Genomic DNA, 19,227 nt, shown 5'->3' with positions numbered 1-19,227 from the left:
CGGGTCTTCTTGCTTCGTCATCCGCAGGGCGGATACGCCTTGGGCATTATCCGCCGGACAGGTCTCCCCGCCTCACCCACATGGGTCCCCTCACCACACCGCGATCTGCGAATCGGTGCGCGGCTCGGTGCCGCCACAGAGCACGCCGCTGGCCGGGTCGCGCAGGACGATCTGGCCGCGCCCGTAGCTGGTCGAGTCGTAGGCGATCTCCACCTGGTGCCCACGCTGCGCCAGCTCCGCCGCCAGCGCGCGCGGCGCGGCATGTTCGATGCCGACGCGCAGCCCGCCCAGCCACTGCCAGCGCGGCGCGTCGAGGGCAGCCTGGGGGTTGAGGCCGAAGTCCACCAGGTTCATCACCATCTGCACGTGGCCCTGCGGCTGCATATAGGCGCCCATCACGCCGAACGGGCCGAGCGGCACGCCGTCCTTGCTGAGGAAACCGGGAATGATGGTGTGGAAGGTCTGCTTGCCCGGCTCCAGGCAATTCACGTGGTCCGGATCGAGGCTGAACTCGGCGCCGCGGTTCTGCAAGGCGATGCCGGTGCCGGGCACCACCACGCCGGAGCCGAAGCCGTGGTAGTTGCTCTGGATGAACGAGACCAGGTTGCCCTCCTCGTCGCCACAGGCCAGGTACACCGTGCCGCCCGGCCTCGGCTGGCCGGGGCTGGGATCGAGCGCGCGCTCGCCGATCAGCGCACGGCGGCTGGCGGCGTAGTCCTCGTGCAGCAGTTCCTCGACCGAGACCCGCATAGACTGCGGCTGGCTGATGTAGTGCAGCCCGTCGACGTACGCCAGCTTCATCGCCTCCAGTTGGCGATGCCAGGTCCGCGCGCAGTCGCGCTCGCCGAATTCGAAGCCCTTGAGGATGTTCAGGGTCATCAGGGCGATCAGGCCCTGGCCGCTCGGCGGAATCTCCCAGACGTCATAGCCACGGTAGTTCAGTGAGATCGGTTCGACCCACTTCGCCTGGTAGCCGGCCAGGTCCTCCGCGCGCAGGTAGCCGCCGCTGCGCTCGGCGTGGCCGACGATGGCCCTGGCCAGCTCGCCGCGATAGAAGCTTTCGCACTGGCTGCGCGCCAGCTCGTCCAGGGTGTCGGCCTGGCCCGGCTGGCGGAACACCTCGCCGGCGCGCGGCGCCCGGCCGTCGATGAGGAACTCGTCGAACCAGGCCCGTAGCTCGGGCCGCTGCGGCAACGCCGCGCGGAACTTGTCCAGGCCGCTCTGCCACAGGCGGGCGATCACCGGCGAGACCGGAAAGCCATCGCGAGCCAGCTCGATCGCCGGCCGCAGCAGTTGTTCGAACGGCAATTTGCCGAAGCGCCGCGACAGTTCGCCCCAGGCCGCCGGACAGCCCGGCACGGTGACCGGCGTCCAGCCGTACAGCGGCATCCGCTCGTGGCCGGCGGCGCGCACCCGCTCGCGATCGAGCAGGCCCGGCGCGCGCCCGCTGGCGTCCAGGCCGTGCAGGCGTCCGCGGGTCCAGACCAGGGCGAAGGCATCGCCGCCAATCCCGCAGCCGGTCGGCTCGACCACCGTCAGCGCGGCGGCGGTGGCGATCGCCGCGTCGATGGCATTGCCGCCACGGCGCAATATCTCCAGCCCGACCTGCGCCGCCTGCGGCTGCGAGGTGGCGACCATGCCGCGGCGGGCATGGACCGGCGAACGTTGCGAGGCGTAGGGAAGCGCGTGGGCGGAGAAGTCGAGCATCGGCGTGGGCTCCGGGAAACTTGAGGCGGCAGGTTAGCCCTGCCAGACTCTGCCGACTAGCGACACGACGCCAAGTCATGACGATGAACGGACAGCCTGCGGAACTGCACCGCCCGATTCCCACCCTCGCCCGCCTGCCACGGCCGGTCTACGCGCGCGCCGAAAGCCTGCGCGCCGGCTCCTGGACCTCGCGCCACCGGCACGCCTGGGTACAGCTTTCCTACGCCATCAGCGGCGTGCTCGGCGTACATACCGCCGAGGGCAGCTTCTTCGCCCCGCCGCAGCGGGCGATCTGGATTCCGGCGCAGCTGGAACACGAGGTGGTCACCTCCACCCGCGCCGAGATGCGCAGCCTGTACATCCGTGGCGACGCCTGCGCCTGGGCGCCGACGCGTTGCCGGGTGCTGGAGGTGACGCCGCTGGCGCGCGAGCTGATCAAGAGTTTCTGCGAGTTGCCGGTGGACTACCCGGAGGGCGACAGCGCCGAATCGCGGCTGGTGCAGGTGCTGCTGGACCAGTTGCGGCTGCTGCCGGAGGTCGCCTTCTCCCTGCCGATGCCGCGCGAGCCGCGCCTGCTGCGGCTGTGCCAGGCACTGATCGACGAACCGACCCAGAGCCTGACCATGGGCGACTGGGCGCAGCGCCTGGGCACCTCGGAAAAGACCCTGTCGCGCCTGTTCCAGCGCGAGACCGGGATGAACTACCGGCTCTGGCGCCAACGCCAGCGCCTGCTCGCCTCGCTCAACGCGCTGGAGGCCGGCGACAGCGTCACCGGCGCCGCCCTGGACAGCGGCTACGACTCGACCTCGGCCTATATCGCCGCCTTCAAGGGACTCTTCGGCTTCACTCCCGGCGAACTGTTCCGCCAGCGCTGAGCCCGGCGAAGGGCCCAGCGCGCGCGGCTCAGAACACGTCGATGGGATAGTCGACGATCACCCGGTATTCGTCGATGTCGTTGTCCACCGCGCTGTAGCCGCCGGTGCCGCGGTGGGTGGCCCAGCGCAGGCGCAGCGAGAGGTCCTTGGCCGGACCGCCCTGAACCACGTACTGCAGGTCGAGGTCGCGTTCCCAGTGCTTGGCGTTCTTGCCGTCGGCGCTGTACCAGCCGCCGTAGCCGGGGCTGTCCGGATCGACCCGGGTCAGGTCCAGCTTGCCGCGCGAGTACGAGGCCGAGGCGCTCAGGCCGGGTAGGCCGAGGGCGACGAAGTCGTAGTCGTATTGCAGCTTCCAGGACTTCTCGTTGGGACCGTTGAAGTCGGAATACTGCTGCGAGTTGTCGAGGAAGATGCTGTCGCCCTGGTTGATGTAGTCGAACGGCGTGTTGCCGTTGACCTTCTGCAGCACCGCGGTGACGGTGTGCTGCCTGTAGCCGACCGCGAAATGCAGGCTGTAGGTGTTGTTGTCGATCCGGCCGAGCAACGAGTCGCCGCTGTCGACGGTCTTGTAGTAGTGCGCGCCGGGGTTCAGCGACCAGTTGTCGTCGATCTCGTAGGTGTAGTCGACGTCGGCGTAGTACTGCTTCCAGACGTTCTGCAGTTCGGCGGCGTACAGGCTGCTGGTGAAGCCCTCGATGCCGCCCCAGGTGCCGCCCAGCCAGCTGAGATGATGGCTGTCGCGGTCGCCCGGCAGTTCGCCGTAGTACGAGCCGAGGCGACGGTGGCCACTCTGGTTGTAGTACTTGGTGAAACTGACCTGGCCAGCCGTGAGGGTCAGGTCCTCGAAACTGTTGTTGGTCAGGCTCACACCGCGGAAGGTCTGCGGCAGCATGCGCGACTCGCCGCCGGCGACCACCGGGTTGCTGAGGAACTGGTCGCCCAGCTTCAGCTCGGTGTCGAAGGCGCGGATCTTCAACGCCGCCCCGCCACTGGAGAACTCATCGGGCGCCTTGCCGGATTCGTAGCCTTCCTTGCTCGGCGCGGTGATCGGCAGGATGCTGGTGCCGCCGGTACCGCCGCCGCCGTCGAGCTTCAGCCCGAGCATGCCGTAGGCGTCGACGCCGAAGCCGACCACGCCGGGCGTGTAGCCGGACTGAAAGGTGGCGATGAAGCCTTGCGCCCATTCCTTGCTGTCGTGCCCGGAAGCGTGCCGGCGGTCATGGTTGAAGTAGTAGTTGCGGGTCAGCAATTGGAGGCTGGAGCCTTCGATGAAGCCTTCTTTGGCTTCCCCCTCATCGGCCCAGGCGGCGGACGCGGTGCACAGCGCCAGCGCCATCGGCGTCAAGGCGAACAGATTCCTCATTGCGGTTGCTCCTTCTTACAGCGTGGTGAAATCCGGCAAGGCCGGAAAGCGTGTTGTGGTGTCGTTCCCGGCGACGCTTCTGCTGGCGTCGCGCGGGCGATCGCTCCCATGGGGCGCCCAGCCGGGCGCAACCCGAAAAAAAAGGCCGCTGGTATCAGCGGCCTTGAGAAGACGTCGAATAGGAGCAATCAAAGTTCGGCGTCGGGAAGTCTTGCCAGTGTATTTCCGGACACTGGAAACCGGCTGGAACGCAGTCGGACTCTTCTATTGAAAGTCTCTTCGACTCATCGGGCTTTAGGCTTTCCACGTCCCGCTCTTGCATGGCGAGATCGATGAAGACAGAACGAATATCGTCGACAGCCAGCGACAATTATCCATTGAGCTGGCGCGATTATATTTTTTTGCCACTATCGGAAAAACCCGATATCCAACGAAAGTCTTTTACATATTCTGCAAGAATTGTCCGAACGGTCAGGAAGGCAAAAAAAACGCCGCATATCATATGCGGCGCAAGGACAGGGTACCCAGGCTCACGCTTCCCGAGTACCCGGGGGAAGCCATGGCGCGGCTGGCGCCATGCGCTAGATCAGGAGTCGCTGCGGGCCCCGGCCTGCGCGGCGGAGGCGGAAAGTTCCTGCTGGTGCTCGATGGCCTGCTGGTTGGCGTCGACCATGCGGTTGGTCATCAGCGAGGACTCTTCGGCGAAACCGGCCTGGGAAAATGCGAGGGAAAACAAACTGAGTATGGCGGCAGCAAGGATCTGGCGATTCATGGCGGGTCTCCGATGACACCCTGTTCACTTGGGACAGGCGCCATATTAGTTAACCGCCATGCTCGGAAAAATAGCCAAACAGACGAGAGAGTATTACCTCAATAACAACAATCCTTCACTGTGCCCAGTAACTTGAACTTTGCATGGTAGTTTCGTCGCGGGCGAATGCCTGGGGAAGTTCCTGTTGCAACAGATCGACCCAGGTGCGGATCTTCGCGTCCAGGTAACGCCGCGAGGGATACAGCGCATAGATGGTCCGCTGGTGCATGGCATGGCCGGGCAACACCCGTAGCAGCTCGCCGTTGCGCAGCGCCGCGGCCGCCACGTAGCTGGGCAGCAGGGCGATGCCGAGGTCGGCCTTGGCCGCCTGGGCCATGACCTCGGCGACATTGACCATGAAGGTGTTCTGCGGGCTGACGGTGCGCTCGCCCTGCTCGTCGGCGAAGATCCAGCCCTCCGGGTAGGCCGGGTCCTGCAGGCGCAGGCAGACGTGGCGCTCCAGGTCGTCCACCGAGCGTGGCACGCCGTGCTGCTGCAGGTAGCCGGGACTGGCGCAGAGCACGCTGTGGATGCTGCCCAGGCGCTGGGCGACGAACTCCGAGTCGGGCAACTGGCGCTCGCCGGTGATCAGCACATCCTGGCCTTCCTCGAGCATGTCCGGGTTGCGCTGGGACAGGGTCAGCTCGATCACCACGTCGGGGAACAGTGCGCCGTAGCGGGCGATCATCGGCACCAGGTGATGCTGGCCCATGCCCATCAGCGACTGCACGCGCAAGCGGCCGCAGGGGCGGATGTGCGCGCCGGCGGCTTCGGCCTCGGCGACCTCGATGTCCTCGAGGATCCCGCGGCACCGTTCCAGGTAACGCTCGCCGGCTTCGGTCAGGGCCAGGCGCCGGGTGGTGCGGTGCAGCAGGCGCGTCTGCAGGTGCGCCTCCAGGTCGGAGATCAGCCGCGATACCTGCGCGGTGGACAGGTCCAGGGCCTGGGCGGCGGAAGTGAAGCTGCCGCTGTCCACCACCCTGGCGAACACGCGCATGCCTTGCAATGTGTCCACTATTACCTCGGTTGCAAAACAGATTCGTAAATTGGTCGGATTTTCCCTGACGCCGGGCTGCCTATACTGGCCGCCGTCGCCGTAGCAACGCCGGGCATACCCTGCCCGGCGTCGGGGCGGATGGCCCACCCGCCGTCCGCTCTCCTTCCCCCCGCACAGACTCTGCTACGGCGGCGCCCCCTTCCCCTTACGCCGCGCTCAGCGTCCCGGTTCCGGAATCCGGTACCAGGCGACGTACAGCGCCGGCAGGAAGATCAGCGTGAGCAGCGTGGCGGCGACGATGCCGCCGATCATCGCATAGGCCATCGGCCCCCAGAACACTTCGCGGGCGATGGGGATCATCCCCAGGCTGGCCGCCGCCGCCGTCAGCAGGATCGGCCGGGTGCGGTGGTGGGTGGCTTCCAGCACGGCTTCCCAGGGCGTCTTGCCGTCTTTCTCGAAGGCATCGATCTGGGTCACCAGGATCACCGAGTTGCGGATGATGATGCCGATCAGCGCGAGAATCCCGAGGATCGCCACGAAGCCCATCGGCGTGCCGGTCGGCAGCAACGCCGCGACCACCCCGATCAGCCCCAGCGGCGCGACGCTGGCCACCAGGAACAGCTTCTGCACGCTCTGCAACTGGATCATCAGGAAGGTCGCCATGAGGAACAGCATCAGCGGCACCACCTTGGCGATCGGGCCCTCGGCCTTGCCGCTCTCCTCCACCGTGCCGCCCACTTCGATCCGGTAGTTCGCCGGCAGGCCGTCGGCGAAGCGCTTGACCTCCGGCGCCAGCCGGGCGACCAGGTCGGTGGGCTGGATCTCGCCGCGCAGCGACGCCTTCACCGTGATCGTCGGCTTGCGGTCGCGGCGCCACACCAGCGGCTGCTCCAGCTCGTAGCTGACCTTGGCGAACGCCTTGAGCGGGATCGAGGTGCCGCTGGGCGTGACGATCTGCAGGCTCTCCAGGGTCTCCAGCGAGCCGCGCTCGCTATCCTCGGCGCGGCCGATGACGTTCACCAGGTAGATGTCGTCGCGCACCTGGGTCACCGCGCTGCCGGTCACCACGCTGTTCATGATCTGCGCCACGTCCTCGGAGGAAAGCCCGAGCTGGCGCGCCTTGTCCTGGGCGATGTCGATCTTGAGCATCTTCCCGGGCTCGTTCCAGTCGTAGACGATATCGCCGATGTTCGGGTTGCCGTCGAGCACGCCGGCCAGGCCCATGGCGTACTCGCGGACCTTGTCGATCTGCGGTCCGCTGACCCGGTACTGGATCGGCCGTCCCACCGGCGGCCCCATCTCCAGCGGCTGCACGTAGGTGCTGATGCCGACGTAGTCCTTGCGCAAGCGATCGCGCAGGCGTGCGGCGACGCGCTCGCGGGCCTCCAGGTCCTTGGTGACGATCACCAGCTGGCCATAGAAGTTGTTCTGCAACTGCTGGTCCAGCGGCAGGTAGAAGCGGATCGCGCCTTCGCCGACGTAGGCGCTCCAGTGGTCGATGTCCTCGTCGTCCTTCAGCGTCGCTTCCAGGCGGTCCATCACCGCCCTGGTCTCGTGGATGCTGCTGTTTTGCGGCAGGTTGAGGTCGACCAGCAGTTCCGGACGGTCGGAAGACGGGAAGAACTGGTGCTGGACGAACTTCATCAGGAACAGCGACACGCCGAACAGCAGCGCGGTGAGGAAGATGGTCGTCCAGCGCCGGCGCATCGCCAGGTGCAGCAGGCTGTCGAAACGCTCGGCGATGCGGCCCTTCTTCTGCTCCGACTTGTGCTTGAGAGTCTTCGGCAGGATGTGCACGGCGATCACCGGGGCGAACAGCACCGCGACGATCCACGACAGCAGCAGCGCCACGGCGATCACTGCGAACAGGGTGAAGGTGTACTCGCCGGCGGAGCTGGCGTTGAGCCCGATGGGCACGAAGCCGGCCACCGTCACCAGGGTCCCGGTGAGCATCGGGAAGGCCGTCGAGGTGTAGGCGTAGGTCGCCGAGTCGTGCAGCGAGTCGCCCAGTTCGAGGCGCGTGATCATCATCTCCACGGTGATCATGGCATCGTCCACCAGCAGGCCGAGGGCGATGATCAGCGCGCCGAGGGAAACCCGCTGCATGGTGATGTCGGTGTATTCCATGAACACGAAGACCATCGCCAGCACCAGCGGGATCGAGCAGGCCACCACCAGCCCGGCGCGCAGGCCGAGGCTGACGAAGCTGACGATGAGGACGATCACCACCGCCTCGAACAGCGCCCGGGTGAAACCGCCGACCGCCTTCTTCACCACCTGGGCCTGGTTCGACACCTGGTGCACGCCGACGCCAACCGGCAGTTCGCCGGTGATCTCCTGCATGCGCGCATTGAGCGCCTCGCCGAACTCGAGGATATTGCCGCCCTCCTTCATCGCCACCGCCAGGCCGATGGCCGGCTCGCCCTTGTAGCGGAACAGCGAGGTCGGCGGGTCGACGAAATCGCGGCTGATGCTGGCCAGGTCGGACAGCCGGTAGAAACGATCGTTGACCCGCAGGTTGACCGCCTGCAGGTCCTTTTCCGAACGGAAGTTGCCGGAGGTGCGCACCGAGATGCGCTCGGGGCCGGCCTCGACCACGCCCGACGGGGTCACCGCGTTCTGCGCCTGCAGGCTCTGCACGACCTGGCGCTGGTCGAGACCGAGGGCGGCCAGCTTGCGGGTAGAGAAGTTGAGGTAGATGACCTCGTTCTGCGCACCGATCATCTGCACCTTGCCCAGGTCTTTCACCGAGCGGATGTCCAGGCGCACCTTCTCCACGTAGTCGCGCAGCTGGCGGAAGTCCAGGCCATCGGCGGTGAAGGCGTAGACGCTGCCGAACACGTCGCCGAACTCGTCGTTGAAACCCGGTCCCTGGATGCCTTGGGGGAATTCGCCCTGGATGTCGGATATCTTCTTGCGCACCTGGTACCAGATATCCGGGATGTCGCCGGCCTTGGTGGTGTCCTTGAGGTAGACGAAGACCGTCGATTCGCCGGGTCGCGTGTAGCTCTTCACGTAATCCAGCGAGTCCAGCTCCTCGAGCTTCTTCTCGATGCGGTCGGTGACCTGCTCCAGGGTGTCGTCCACCGTGGCGCCCGGCCAGCGGGTCTGGATGACCATGGTCTTGATGGCGAACGAGGGATCCTCCTCGCGCCCCAGGTTGAGGTAGGAGAACACGCCCATCACCAGCGATACCGCCATCAGGTACCAGACCAGGGACTGGTGGCGCAGGGCCCAGTCCGACAGGTTGAAACCGCCCTTCATCGCGCATCCTCGTCGAGTTTGATCTTCTGGCCGGGCTTGAGGCTGTTGACTCCGGCGCGGACCACCCGGTCGCCGTCGGCCAGGCCCTGTCCGATCACCACCTGGCGTTCGTCGCGGCTGAGCACCTGTACCTCGCGCAGGGCCACGCTGGACTGTTTCCCATCGACGACCCAGACCTGGGTCTTGCCGTCGCGCTCCAGCAGCACGCTGGCCGGCAGCACGCTGCGCACGCTACCGGCGCTGCTCAGCTGGACCTGGATGGTCGAACCGAGGCGAAACGCCTCCGGCGTCTGCGCCAGGCTCAGGCGCACGCGACGGGTGCGGGTCGAGGCGTCGGCCTGCGGACCCAGCTCGCGGATGCTGCCGGTGGTCCTGGCCTGCGGGTCGAGCTGGGCGCTGACCAGGAAGCGCGCGTCGGCCGGCAGGCTCTCGGCGACCTCGGTGGGCAGGTCGAAGACTGCCTCGCGCACTTCGGGCCGGGCCAGGGTGACCACCGCCTGGCCGGCGCTGACCACTTGCCCGGCCTCGGCGTGCCAGGTGGTGATGACGCCGTCGAAATCGGTCACCAGGCGCGTGTAGGAAAGCTGGTCCCTGGCCTGCTGCACCGCCGCTTTGGCCTGGTCGAAGCTGGCCTGGCTGGTCTTCAGGCGGGTCCGCGCATCGTCCAGGCGCGCCTGGGCAGTGACGCTGCGGGCGAACAGTTCTTCCTGGCGCCGGGCATTGGCCTGGGCGTCGATCAACTGTGCCTCGGCGCTGGCCAGGTCGCCCTGGCTGGCGCGCAACTGGTTCTGCTGGTCGGTGGGGTCGAGGGTCGCCAGCAGCGCGCCCTTGCCGACGAAGTCACCGACGTCGAACAGGCGCGAGGCGATCCGTCCGTTGGTGCGGAAGCCGAGCACGCTCTCGTAGCGCGCCTGGATGCTACCGGCGAAGCGACCGAGGTCGTCGTTCTTCAGGGTCTTCACGGTCACCGTCAGCACCGGCCGCGGCGGTGCCGGCTGCGGCTCGTCGCCGCAGCCGGAGAGGAGCAGGGCGAAGCCGAACAGGCCGGCGAGGGAAAACGGCTTCATGGCTGGCCTCCGCCCACGGCGTCGCGGCTGGCGGTGCTCTGGGTCGGCTGCGGCGGCTGGGCCACCTCGACCACCTGGCCCGGATGGAGCAGTTGGCCGCCCACCGTGACCACCGTCTGGCCCGCCTCCAGGCCACCGTCGATGACCACCTTCTCGCTGGCGTAGCGTGCCACCCGCACCGGTTGCAGACGCGCCTTGCCTTGCTGGTCGAGCAACCAGACCGCCGGCTGCTCGCCGACCTTGGACAGCGCCGACCAGGGCAGCACCACGCTGTGCTCGGCCGGCGCGGCGACGCTGGCGTTGACCACGCTGCCGAGGCTCATTTCCGCCGGCACCGAGTCGAGGCCGACCTTGACCTTCAGCGTACCGCTGCGCTCGTCCACCGTCGGGGTGATCTCGCGGACCTTGCCGCTGGCGGTGACTTCCGGCTTGCCGAGCAGGCTGACGGTGATCCGCTGGCCGTCGACATCGTGGCTGAACAACGACTCGTAGACGTTGAACACCGCGTCGCGCTCGCCGTCGCGGGCCAGGGTGAAGATCGGCACGGTGGCCTGCACCACCTGGCCGACCTCGGCCTGGCGGGCAGTGATGACCCCGGCGTCGGAGGCACGCAGCTCGGTATAGGAAAGCAGGTCGCGGGCGTTGGCCAACTGCGCCTGGGCGGCCTTCAGCGAACTCTGCGCGCTGCGCACCGAGGCCAGCGCCTGGTCGTACTCGCTCTGGCTGGTGTAGCCCTTGGGCAGCAGCGCCTTCTGCCGCTGGTAGTTGAGGTCAGCGAGCTTCGACTGCGCCTGCTGCGCGGCGACCGCCGCCTGGGCGTTCTCCACGTTGCTGCGCTGGTCCTGCGGGTCGAGCCGCGCCAGCACCTGGCCAGCCGCGACGTGGTCGCCGACATCGACCAGGCGCTCGACGATCTTGCCGCCGACACGGAACGACTGGTCGGCCTGTACCCGTGCCTGGATGTCGCCGGTGATCGAGGTGGCCGAGGCGAACTCGGCCATCTTCACCGTCTGCGCCAGCACACGGACGTGTTCCTCGGCGGGCGGCTCAGCGCCGCAACCGACAAGCAGGCTGGCGCACAGGATGGCGGGCAGCGCCATCCGCGACCAGCGACCTTTGGAATGAAAAGCGCCTCTGGCGTCTGACATGCCTTCCCCTTCGCGATCCATACAGATACCGGCCGATACGGCCGGAAACTCCCAGAATTGGCAGGGATTCTAGCCGCGTCCCCAAGGATTGCGACTATCAGATGGAAGCGGGGGTTCCTTTTCCAAACTTGTGGAGGGGATCGCCTCCGGCGTCAGGTGAACAGGCGCGCGCTCAGCTCGCGGCTGGCCTCCAGCAGCAACGGCAGGAAACGGCTTTCCAGTTCGGCGCGGGAGACCCGCCCGGCATGGGTGCCGACGTTCAGCGCGGCGAGCACGTGGCCGGCGGAGTCGCGTACCGGCACCGCCAGCGAGCGCAGGCCGACTTCCAGCTCCTGGTCGACGATGCACCAGCCCTGGCGACGAATCTCCACCAGGCACGGCAGCAGGGTCTCGGGGGTATACAGGGTACGGCTGGTCTTGGCCTGCATCTCCACTCCGCCGAAGTAGGCGTGCAGCGCGTCGTCGTCCAGCGCGGCGAGGAGGATGCGGCCCATCGAGGTGCAATAGGCGGGCAGCCGGCTGCCGACGTTGAGGTCCACCGAAATCAGCCGCTGGGGAGTGGCCGAACGGGCGATGTAGAGCACGTCGTCGCCCTCCAGGGTGGCCATCGAACAGGCTTCGTGGAGCTGTTCGCTGAGGCGGTCGAGGATCGGCTGCGCAGTGATCGCCAGCGGCGTCGACGACAGGTAGGCGTGGCCGAGGGTGAGCACCTTCGGCAACAGCGAGTAGGTGCGCCCGTCGGTGGTGGCGTAGCCAAGCTGCATCAGCGTGTGCAGGCAGCGACGCACGGCGGCGCGGGGTATCTCGGTGCGGTGGCTGATCTGGGCGATGGTCAGGTGCCGCTTGCGCTCCTGGAACGCATGGATCACCGCCAGGCCACGGGCCAGCGAGGTCATGAAGTTGGGATCGCCGGTGAAGGCCTCGATGCGCTTGGCCGGCGAAAGGACGGTCGGCGGCGCCAGGGTGGCGGGGTGTTCCGGGAGTTCGCTCATGGACGTTCGGGCTCGGGTCACGGAAAGGCTCGCCGATTATCGGACACTCGTTCGATCATCGCAATTGACCGGAGCGCCTCCGACTGTAGTACTGTCGGGGCTACCCATCGCCCTCCGGGAGTAATGTCAGGTACCCATCGGCGGGTTCTGGGTACGCCCTTGCCGCTCCGGCAAGGGCGCCCTTCCTTCCCGCGCGATCGATGCGCCTAGAAGTCAAAGAACACCGTCTCGTTGTCGCCCTGGATGCGGATGTCGAAACGGTAGGCGAGCTGTCCGTCCACTTCGCAGCGCCGCGCGAGCAGGGTGTCGCGACGCGGCGCCTGCTCGATCAGGTTGAGCACCGGACAGGCGGCGTTGGCCTCGGTCTCGTCATCGAAGTACAGCCGGGTCTGCAAGTGGATGTTGATGCCGCGGGCGAACAGCGAGACGTTGATGTGCGGCGCCATCGGCACGCCCTGGGCGTTACGCACCACCCCCGGCTTGACCGTGTGCAGGGTCCACTCGCCGGCATCGAAGGTGGTGGCGGTGCGGCCGAAGCTGTTGAACGGTCGCTCCGGATCGTAGCGCTCCTGGTAGCGGCCTTCGCTGTCGGCCTGCCAGAACTCCAGGAACGAGTCGCGCACCAGGTGGCCGTTGCCGTCGTAGACGTGGCCGAGCAGGAGGATGTGCTGGCCCGGCGCGTCTTCGCGGGCCATGCGGTTCCAGATCTCCAGGTCACGGGTCGGGTTGCCGGCGGCGGCCAGCGCCAGGCCGATGTGGACATAGGGACCGGCGGTCTGGGAAGGGGTTTCCCGCAGCAGTTCGTGGCTCATGGTCGGCTCCTCAGGCGTTCTCGAAGAAGGTCTTGCGCTGCCCGCGCAGGACGATGTCGAAGCGGTAGGCCAGGCAATCCATCGGGTTGGCCATGCTCATGTCGAGCCGGCCGATCAGGCTCTGCGCCGCCTCCAGGTCGGCAAGGGTGCGGATGATCGGGCACTTGGGGATCAGCGGGTCGCCCTCGAAGTACATCTGGGTGACCAGCCGCGCGGCGATCGCCGGGCCGCTGACAGACACGTGGATGTGCGCCGGGCGCCAGTCGTTGGGGCCGTTGCGCCAGGGATAGGGCCCGGGCTTGATGGTGCGGAAGTAATAGTGGCCCTCGCTGTCGGTGAGGGTCCGGCCGACGCCGCCGAAGTTCGGGTCGAGCGGCGCCAGGTAGCGGTCGTTCTTGTGCCGGTAGCGCCCGCCGGCGTTGGCCTGCCACATCTCCACCAGGGTGTGCGGGACCGGCTTGCCGTACTGGTCGAAGACCCGGCCGAACATGATGATGCGCTCGCCCTGGGGCAGGCCGCCGTGGTCGAAGTTGAGCAGCAGGTCGTTGTCGTGGCGGCCGAGCCTGAGGTGGGAGAAGTCCGGCCCGCTGGTTTCCGAGAGCGATTGCGGGATGCTCACCAGCGCCTGGCTCGGCGAGCGCGGCACGGAGGTCTTGTAGTCGGGGGTCAAGGCTTTGGGGTGCCAGTTTCGGTCACGGATGACGAAACGACGGCTTTCGGCGTCGTGCATGTCGGGCTCCTGTTATTCGCGTTATCGGTCGCCAGGCTTGTGGATTCAGGCATGGAAAACGAAGTCTTGCGCAGGAGGCGGGACGGGGACAGTGAATTATCCGGCCCCATACATAACCATTTGGTTATGCTTTATCAGTGCAACTCGGCGGCCACCTCGCGCAACACCGCGCTGAACCATTGCGCCCCCAGCGGCAACGGCAAGGCCGCGTTGTGGCACAGCCCGACCGAACCGCCCGGTTCGCGGATACCCAGGTCCAGCTCGGCCAGCTCGCCGTTGCCGACGTCCAGGCGCACGGCATCGCGCGGCGCCACCCAGATCGCCTCGCTGCGCAACACATAGCTGCGGCTGAGGGTCGGCGAGAGGGTTTCCAGGCGCTGTCCGGCGAGCGGGATGCCCCATTGCACGAACAGGCTGTCGGCGTGGCGGCGGATGGTGGTGCCGGCCAGCGGCAGCACCAGCGGGAATTCGGCCAGCCGCTGCGGGTCGCCGAGGGGCGCGGCGAGCAAGGGGTGGCCGGGACGCACCACCAGCATCATCGACTCGCTGTACAGGTGCTCGAAGGTCAGGCCCTGGATGTCCGGGCTATCGGTCATCCGCCCGACCACCAGGTCCAGCTCGCCGACCTTCAGTTGCGCCAGCAGGTAGGCGCTGGGTCCGGTGGCGACGCTGACCACCAGCGCACCGTGGCGCCGGTGCAGGCGCCGGATCACCTCGGGCACCACCAGGCTCTCCACCGTCGACAGCACGCCGACCCGCACCGTCTCGACCTGCGCCTCGTGGCCGCGCAGGGTGTTCACCCCGTCGCGCAGGGCCTGCACGCAGGGGCCGGCATAGCGCAGGAAGGTCACCCCCGCCTCGGTCAGCTCGGCGCCGGCCTTGCTCCGTTCGAACAGCCGCGCGCCGAGGATTTCCTCCAGTTCCTTGAGGGTCTTGGAGATCGCCGGCTGCGACACCGCCACGGCATCCGCCGCCTTGGCGAAGCTGCGCTGGCGGGCGACTTCGAGGAAGCAGGCGAGGTGGCGGAACTTGATGCGGTTGTCGAGGTTCATGGGGCGGCCGTGGCGGCGAGTGGTGCGGGCATGGTACCCAACGGGCGGGTTGGGAACGAGGTGTGGCGTGCGGCGAGGTCGTGCCAGGCGGTTCTCCGCCTTCCTTTCCCCAAAGGGAGAAGGCACTGGATGGCGGAACGACTCACGCGCCGGGCAATCCCTTCCCTGGGGGAAGAAGGAACCGGATGGAGCATGGTCGGGCAGCATCGCGCCGACCCTTCGCCCTTCAGGGGGGCCTCCACGTCCAGGAGGACGCCGGGGAACCCCACCTGGAGCGAGCGCCGACTCAGAACTCCACCGTCGTCGACACCTGGAACTGCCGGGGCTCGCCCATCGCCACGTACAGTCGATTGGCACTGGACGGGTAGTAGGTGCGGTCGAACAGGTTCTTCACGTTGAGCTGGAACTTCACGCCGTGCCCGCCGAAGCGGGTGTCGTAGCTGGCGAAGGCATCGGCCACGGTGTAGGACGGCAGGTCGAAGGAATTGGCCGGGTCGCCCGGGCGCTTGCCGACGTAGCGCGCGCCGCCGCCCAGGCGCAGGCGGTCGCCGCCGAAGAGCTGGCCGAGTTCGTAGACCGCCGACAGCGACGCGGTGTTGCGCGCCACGTTCTGCAGGCGCTTGCCCTCCAGGGTCGGGTCCTCGGTGACTTCCGCGGCGAGCCAGGCGTAGCTGCCGATCAGGCTCCAGCGTTCGCTGAGCTGGCCGGTGAGGTCCAGCTCCAGGCCGCGCGAGCGGACCCGGCCGGCGGCGCGCACGCTGCTGTTGCCGGCACCGTCGAGTTCGTTGACCAGCACGTTCTTCTTGCGAATGTCGAACAGCGCCAGGGTGCCGCTGAGACGCCCCGGCACATCCAGCTTGGCGCCCAGCTCCCAGGAGGTCGCCTCCTCCGGCAGGATCGCCGAATCGATGGTCTCGCCGGTGCTCAGCGGGGCGATGGTCGAGTTCGGCTTGAACGAGCGCGTGTAGCTGCCGTACAGCGAAACCTCGTCGCTCAGGCGGTAGACCAGGCCGCCGCGCGGCACCCATTTCTGCCCGTTGATATCGGTGTTGGCGTTGAACGGCCGGCCGCGCCCGGCGAGCTGGTCGTAGATCTGGTAGCGCGCGCCGCCGACCAGGATCCAGCGTTCGTCCAGGTGGATCGAGTCCTGGAAGTACAGCGAGTCGCTGCGCAGCTTGTCGGTCTGGTCGCTGTCGCCGGCGACCACCCGGGTCGACGGCACCACCTGGCCATAGACCGGGTCGAGGTAGTCGAAGCGGCTGGTCTTGCTGTCGCGCAGCAGGTCGGCGCGGAAGATCTTGCGCTTCTCGTGGTCCATGCCGAATTGCAGGTCATGTTGCATCCCGGCCAGTTGCAGCGTTCCGCTCAGGCCGAGGGTGGCGAAGCTGTCGCTGCTGACCGCGCCGTGGGTGCCGTCCATGCGCCGGGTCAGGGTGCCGTCGGCATTCACGGCCATCACCCGGGCCTGGTTGTCGTCGTAGGTCTCGCGACTGTAGCCGTAGCCGAAGTGGGCCTTCCAGGTGTCGTCGAGCTGCCGTTCGAGATCCAGGCGGGCCAGCTCGGAACGGCCCTCGGTGATGTTGAAGGGCTCGTCCAGGCGCCGGCTGCGCGGGATGTCCAGCGGGCGGTTGGTACGCGGGTCGATGGCCGTGCCACGGTCGAACGGCGTGGTGAACTCGCGGTGCTCGTAGCTCAGGTTGACCGTCGTGTCCTCGCCGTACCAGGCCAGCGAGGGCGCCACCAGCGTCTCGCGACTCTTGCCGAAGTCGCGCCAGTAATCCTCGTCCTCATGATCGAGGATCATCCGGTAGGCCAGTCCGCTGTCGCCCAGCGGGCCGGTGGAGTCGAGCTGGCCGCCGCTGCCGTTGCGCCCGTGGGCGTAGGCCGAGCCACGCAGGGTCAGGGCGTTGGCTTGTTGCAGTTGAGGCTTCTTGCTCACCACGTTGACCACCCCGCCCGGGTCCTGGATGCCATAGAGCAGGGATGCTGGCCCCTTCAGCACCTCGACGTGGTCGGCGGTGGCGGTGAAATTGCGGCCCTGCACCGAGGGCATGCCGTCGCGCATGATCGAGCCGTCGCGGTTGTCGCCGAAGCCGCGCTTCATCACCGCGTCCTGGGTACCGCCGAGGGTGTTGGCCTGGGTGATGCCGCTGATGTTGCCCAGCGCGTCGTCAAGGTTGCGCGGGCGCTGGTCCTGCAGCGCCTGTGCCGGGACCACGCTGATCGCCTGGGGGATTTCCAGTACCGGCGCATCGCCGCGGCTGATCGAGGCGTTGGCCGCCGGCCGGTAGCCCTGCGCCGGGGCGGCGGCGGAGACCGTCGTGGCATCGAGGTCGAGCGCGCCGCTGGCGGGGATCGGTTCCAGGGTCAGGGTGCGCTCGTCGATCCGCCGCGCGCGCAGGCCGCTGCCCTGCAGCAGGCGTTGCAGCGCCTCCTCCGCGTCCAGCGAACCGTGCAATGCCGGAGCGGTCGCCTGCGGCGGCAGCTCGGCGGTGTAGAGCAGCGTCTGCCCGCTGGCCCGGCTGAACGCGTTGAGCGCCTGGGCCAGCGGCGCGGCAGCCTGGCTGAAGCGGTAGCGAACCGCCTCGGCGGCCTGCACGGTGGCGGCGAGACAGCCGAGGCTGAGGAACAGGGCGGGGAGAGTACGCAGGGCGAAGCGCGGGAACGGGGTCATGGGTTGCTCGTGTCGGTCGCTTTTCTAATGCGAATCAATCGCGGTCATGAGCACTACACGAAGCGGCGCCGGATTTACCTCACCCCGCAGGGCAAAAAAATTCTTCGCCGGGAAAGATTCCTGCGGCCAAACGGACCAGGGCCACCGTCAGCGAATCACCACCAGGCGTCCGAACAGGATCTGCTGGCGATAGCCGAGCACCGCCTGCAGCGACTTCAGCGCGGCTTCGGGATCATCGCTGCGGAAGCTGCCGCTGACCGGCTGGCGACCGAGCGCGTCGTCGAGCAGGAGAATGCGTCCGGGGTAGTAGCGAGCGAGTTCGTCGAGCACTTCTGCCAGCGGCCGCCGGTAGAAGCTCAGCCAACCCTGGCGCCAGGCCAGCGCGGCGGCGGCGTCGATGGCCACGGGCCGGCCCAGCTTGCCGTCGGCGAAGCCGACCTGCTGGCCGGCGCCCAGCACTTCCTCGGCGGCGCCCGCACCGGTGCCGGCGCTCACCGCGACCCGCCCTTGCAACACGGTGACGCGGGTCGCCCCGGCGCCGCGACGGACCTCGAACTCGGTGCCCAGTACCCGCGCCCGACCTTCGCCGGCCTCGACCACGAATGGCAGCGCGTCGCGCTTCACCCGCAACGCGGCGGCGCCGCGCAGCAGTTCGACCCGCCGCTGGCCGCCGTCGATACGCACGCGCACCGCGCTGCCGGCGTCCAGGCTCAGGTAGGAGCCATCGGCCAGCTTCCATTCGGCGACCTGTCCCGGCGCGGCGACATAGTCGGCACGCCAGTCCTGCAGCCAGTCGCCGGGCTGCCACCAGCCGCCCAGCCAGAGCATCGCCAGCAGGCAGGCGACGCTGGCCAGCGGGTAGGCCCAGCGCCGCGGGTTGCGCGACGCTCGGCGCGGCCGCAGGTAGGCTTCCAGGGCATCGGCCTCTTCGATGGCCAGGCGGCTCGCCGGTATTTCCGTCAGGCGCCAGAGCGCCTCGGCGCGGGCATAGGCCTCGGCATGCGCCGGCCGCTGCGCCAGCCAGTCCTCGAAGGCCCGCCGGGTCGCCGCATCCGGCGTACCGCGCAGGCGCACCAGCCAGGCCTGGGCGGTCTGCTCGAGGACGGGATCGTAGGGCGCGGCGTCGCTATCGGTTCGGGTCATGGCTGGGCGCTCCTTGCCTGCTCGCCGGCCGGGCCGGCCAGGCTCGCCTTGCAGGCGTCGAGGGCGCGCATCATATGTTTTTCCACGGCGCTTTGGGAAAGCTGCATGGCCTGGGCGATCTCCGCGTAGGTGCGGCCGTGGATGCGATTGAGCAGGAAAATCCGCCGGGTCCGCTCGGGCAGGCCGCGCAAGGCGGCCTCGACCCGGCGCCACTGGTCGCCGGCCTCGAGCGCCTGCTCGGGACCGACCGGCTCGCCCTGGCGCTGCTCCGGCAGCCAGTCGTCCAGTTGCCGTTGCCGCGATCCTTCGCCACGCAAGTGGTCGATGGCCAGGTTGCGCGCGCTGCGCAGGAGGTAGCTGCCAAGCTCCTCCACCGGGGCGGCCGGGCGCCGCCAGAAGCGCAGGAACAGTTCCTGGACCAGGTCGGCGGCGGTCGCCCGGCAGCCGACCCAGCGGCTGACCAGGCTTTCCATGCGCTGGCGCTGGGCCAGGAAGGCCTTGAGGAGATCCGCGCGGCGCGCCGCCTCGCCGTCTGCCGGCAAGGCATCCGGGCGCGGGCCGGGAGGTAGGTCGCGGTCGGGCATCGGTGAGG

15 protein-coding genes are annotated in these 19,227 nt (G+C 68.0%); 1 reads left to right on the top strand and 14 read right to left on the bottom strand.

The features are described from left to right. Window positions 1-90: 90 nt before the first annotated feature. On the bottom strand, window positions 91-1,707 hold the full coding sequence (locus ACYAF3_RS12280; RefSeq protein WP_003102206.1) for a gamma-glutamyltransferase family protein: 1,617 nt from the start codon (window positions 1,705-1,707) through the stop codon (window positions 91-93). Between the two features lie 77 nt (window positions 1,708-1,784). Here ACYAF3_RS12280 and ACYAF3_RS12275 point away from each other — a divergent pair, with 77 nt between their 5' ends. Beyond that, window positions 1,785-2,582: an AraC family transcriptional regulator gene (locus ACYAF3_RS12275; RefSeq protein WP_003083886.1), complete on the top strand. Its 798-nt coding sequence runs from the start codon at window positions 1,785-1,787 to the stop codon at window positions 2,580-2,582. Window positions 2,583-2,610: 28 nt separating this feature from the next. Here ACYAF3_RS12275 and ACYAF3_RS12270 read toward each other — a convergent pair whose 3' ends face one another. The 13 genes from ACYAF3_RS12270 to ACYAF3_RS12210 form a co-directional block, all read right to left on the bottom strand. Continuing rightward, complete coding sequence (locus ACYAF3_RS12270; protein WP_003102204.1) at window positions 2,611-3,945, bottom strand: OprD family porin; 1,335 nt, start codon at window positions 3,943-3,945, stop codon at window positions 2,611-2,613. Window positions 3,946-4,531: 586 nt separating this feature from the next. Beyond that, window positions 4,532-4,717, bottom strand: a complete 186-nt coding sequence (locus ACYAF3_RS12265) for a hypothetical protein (protein WP_003083879.1) — start codon at window positions 4,715-4,717, stop codon at window positions 4,532-4,534. Between the two features lie 115 nt (window positions 4,718-4,832). Next, window positions 4,833-5,771 (bottom strand): LysR family transcriptional regulator, encoded by a 939-nt coding sequence (locus tag ACYAF3_RS12260; protein WP_003121631.1) that lies wholly within the window; start codon window positions 5,769-5,771, stop codon window positions 4,833-4,835. A 198-nt stretch (window positions 5,772-5,969) separates the two neighbouring features. Then, window positions 5,970-9,017, bottom strand: a complete 3,048-nt coding sequence (gene triC / locus ACYAF3_RS12255) for a triclosan efflux RND transporter permease subunit TriC (RefSeq protein ID WP_003102199.1) — start codon at window positions 9,015-9,017, stop codon at window positions 5,970-5,972. Continuing rightward, a complete protein-coding gene (triB, locus tag ACYAF3_RS12250) occupies window positions 9,014-10,084 on the bottom strand; it encodes a triclosan efflux RND transporter adaptor protein TriB (protein ID WP_003161029.1) in 1,071 nt (356 codons plus the stop codon). Before triB ends, triC begins: the two co-directional genes overlap by 4 nt. Further along, on the bottom strand, window positions 10,081-11,232 hold the full coding sequence (triA, locus tag ACYAF3_RS12245) for a triclosan efflux RND transporter adaptor protein TriA (RefSeq protein WP_024946948.1): 1,152 nt from the start codon (window positions 11,230-11,232) through the stop codon (window positions 10,081-10,083). The genes triB and triA overlap by 4 nt, the downstream gene beginning before the upstream one ends. A gap of 152 nt (window positions 11,233-11,384) precedes the next feature. Then, window positions 11,385-12,224 carry an IclR family transcriptional regulator domain-containing protein gene (locus ACYAF3_RS12240; protein ID WP_003083866.1) on the bottom strand — a complete coding sequence of 280 codons (840 nt, stop codon included), beginning with the start codon at window positions 12,222-12,224 and terminating at the stop codon, window positions 11,385-11,387. A gap of 206 nt (window positions 12,225-12,430) precedes the next feature. After that, the gene (pcaG, locus tag ACYAF3_RS12235) at window positions 12,431-13,036 is read right to left on the bottom strand and encodes a protocatechuate 3,4-dioxygenase subunit alpha (protein WP_003102189.1); all 606 of its coding nucleotides are present in this window, start codon (window positions 13,034-13,036) and stop codon (window positions 12,431-12,433) included. Window positions 13,037-13,046: 10 nt separating this feature from the next. Continuing rightward, a complete protein-coding gene (pcaH, locus tag ACYAF3_RS12230; protein WP_105579278.1) occupies window positions 13,047-13,766 on the bottom strand; it encodes a protocatechuate 3,4-dioxygenase subunit beta in 720 nt (239 codons plus the stop codon). A gap of 134 nt (window positions 13,767-13,900) precedes the next feature. Beyond that, window positions 13,901-14,818, bottom strand: coding sequence for a pca operon transcription factor PcaQ (gene pcaQ / locus ACYAF3_RS12225; protein WP_009314968.1), 918 nt, complete (start codon window positions 14,816-14,818; stop codon window positions 13,901-13,903). 286 nt (window positions 14,819-15,104) lie between these two features. After that, window positions 15,105-17,492: a TonB-dependent siderophore receptor gene (locus ACYAF3_RS12220; RefSeq protein ID WP_003142427.1), complete on the bottom strand. Its 2,388-nt coding sequence runs from the start codon at window positions 17,490-17,492 to the stop codon at window positions 15,105-15,107. A 147-nt stretch (window positions 17,493-17,639) separates the two neighbouring features. Then, complete coding sequence (locus ACYAF3_RS12215; RefSeq protein ID WP_023122917.1) at window positions 17,640-18,635, bottom strand: FecR family protein; 996 nt, start codon at window positions 18,633-18,635, stop codon at window positions 17,640-17,642. Further along, the gene (locus ACYAF3_RS12210; RefSeq protein ID WP_003112642.1) at window positions 18,632-19,177 is read right to left on the bottom strand and encodes an RNA polymerase sigma factor; all 546 of its coding nucleotides are present in this window, start codon (window positions 19,175-19,177) and stop codon (window positions 18,632-18,634) included. The genes ACYAF3_RS12215 and ACYAF3_RS12210 overlap by 4 nt, the downstream gene beginning before the upstream one ends. Window positions 19,178-19,227 lie beyond the last annotated feature (50 nt).

It is taken from the genome of Pseudomonas sp. TZ252 (assembly GCF_056110345.1).
The sequence above is the reverse complement of the archived record's forward strand: the minus strand, read 5'-3'. Positions and strand labels throughout refer to the sequence as shown.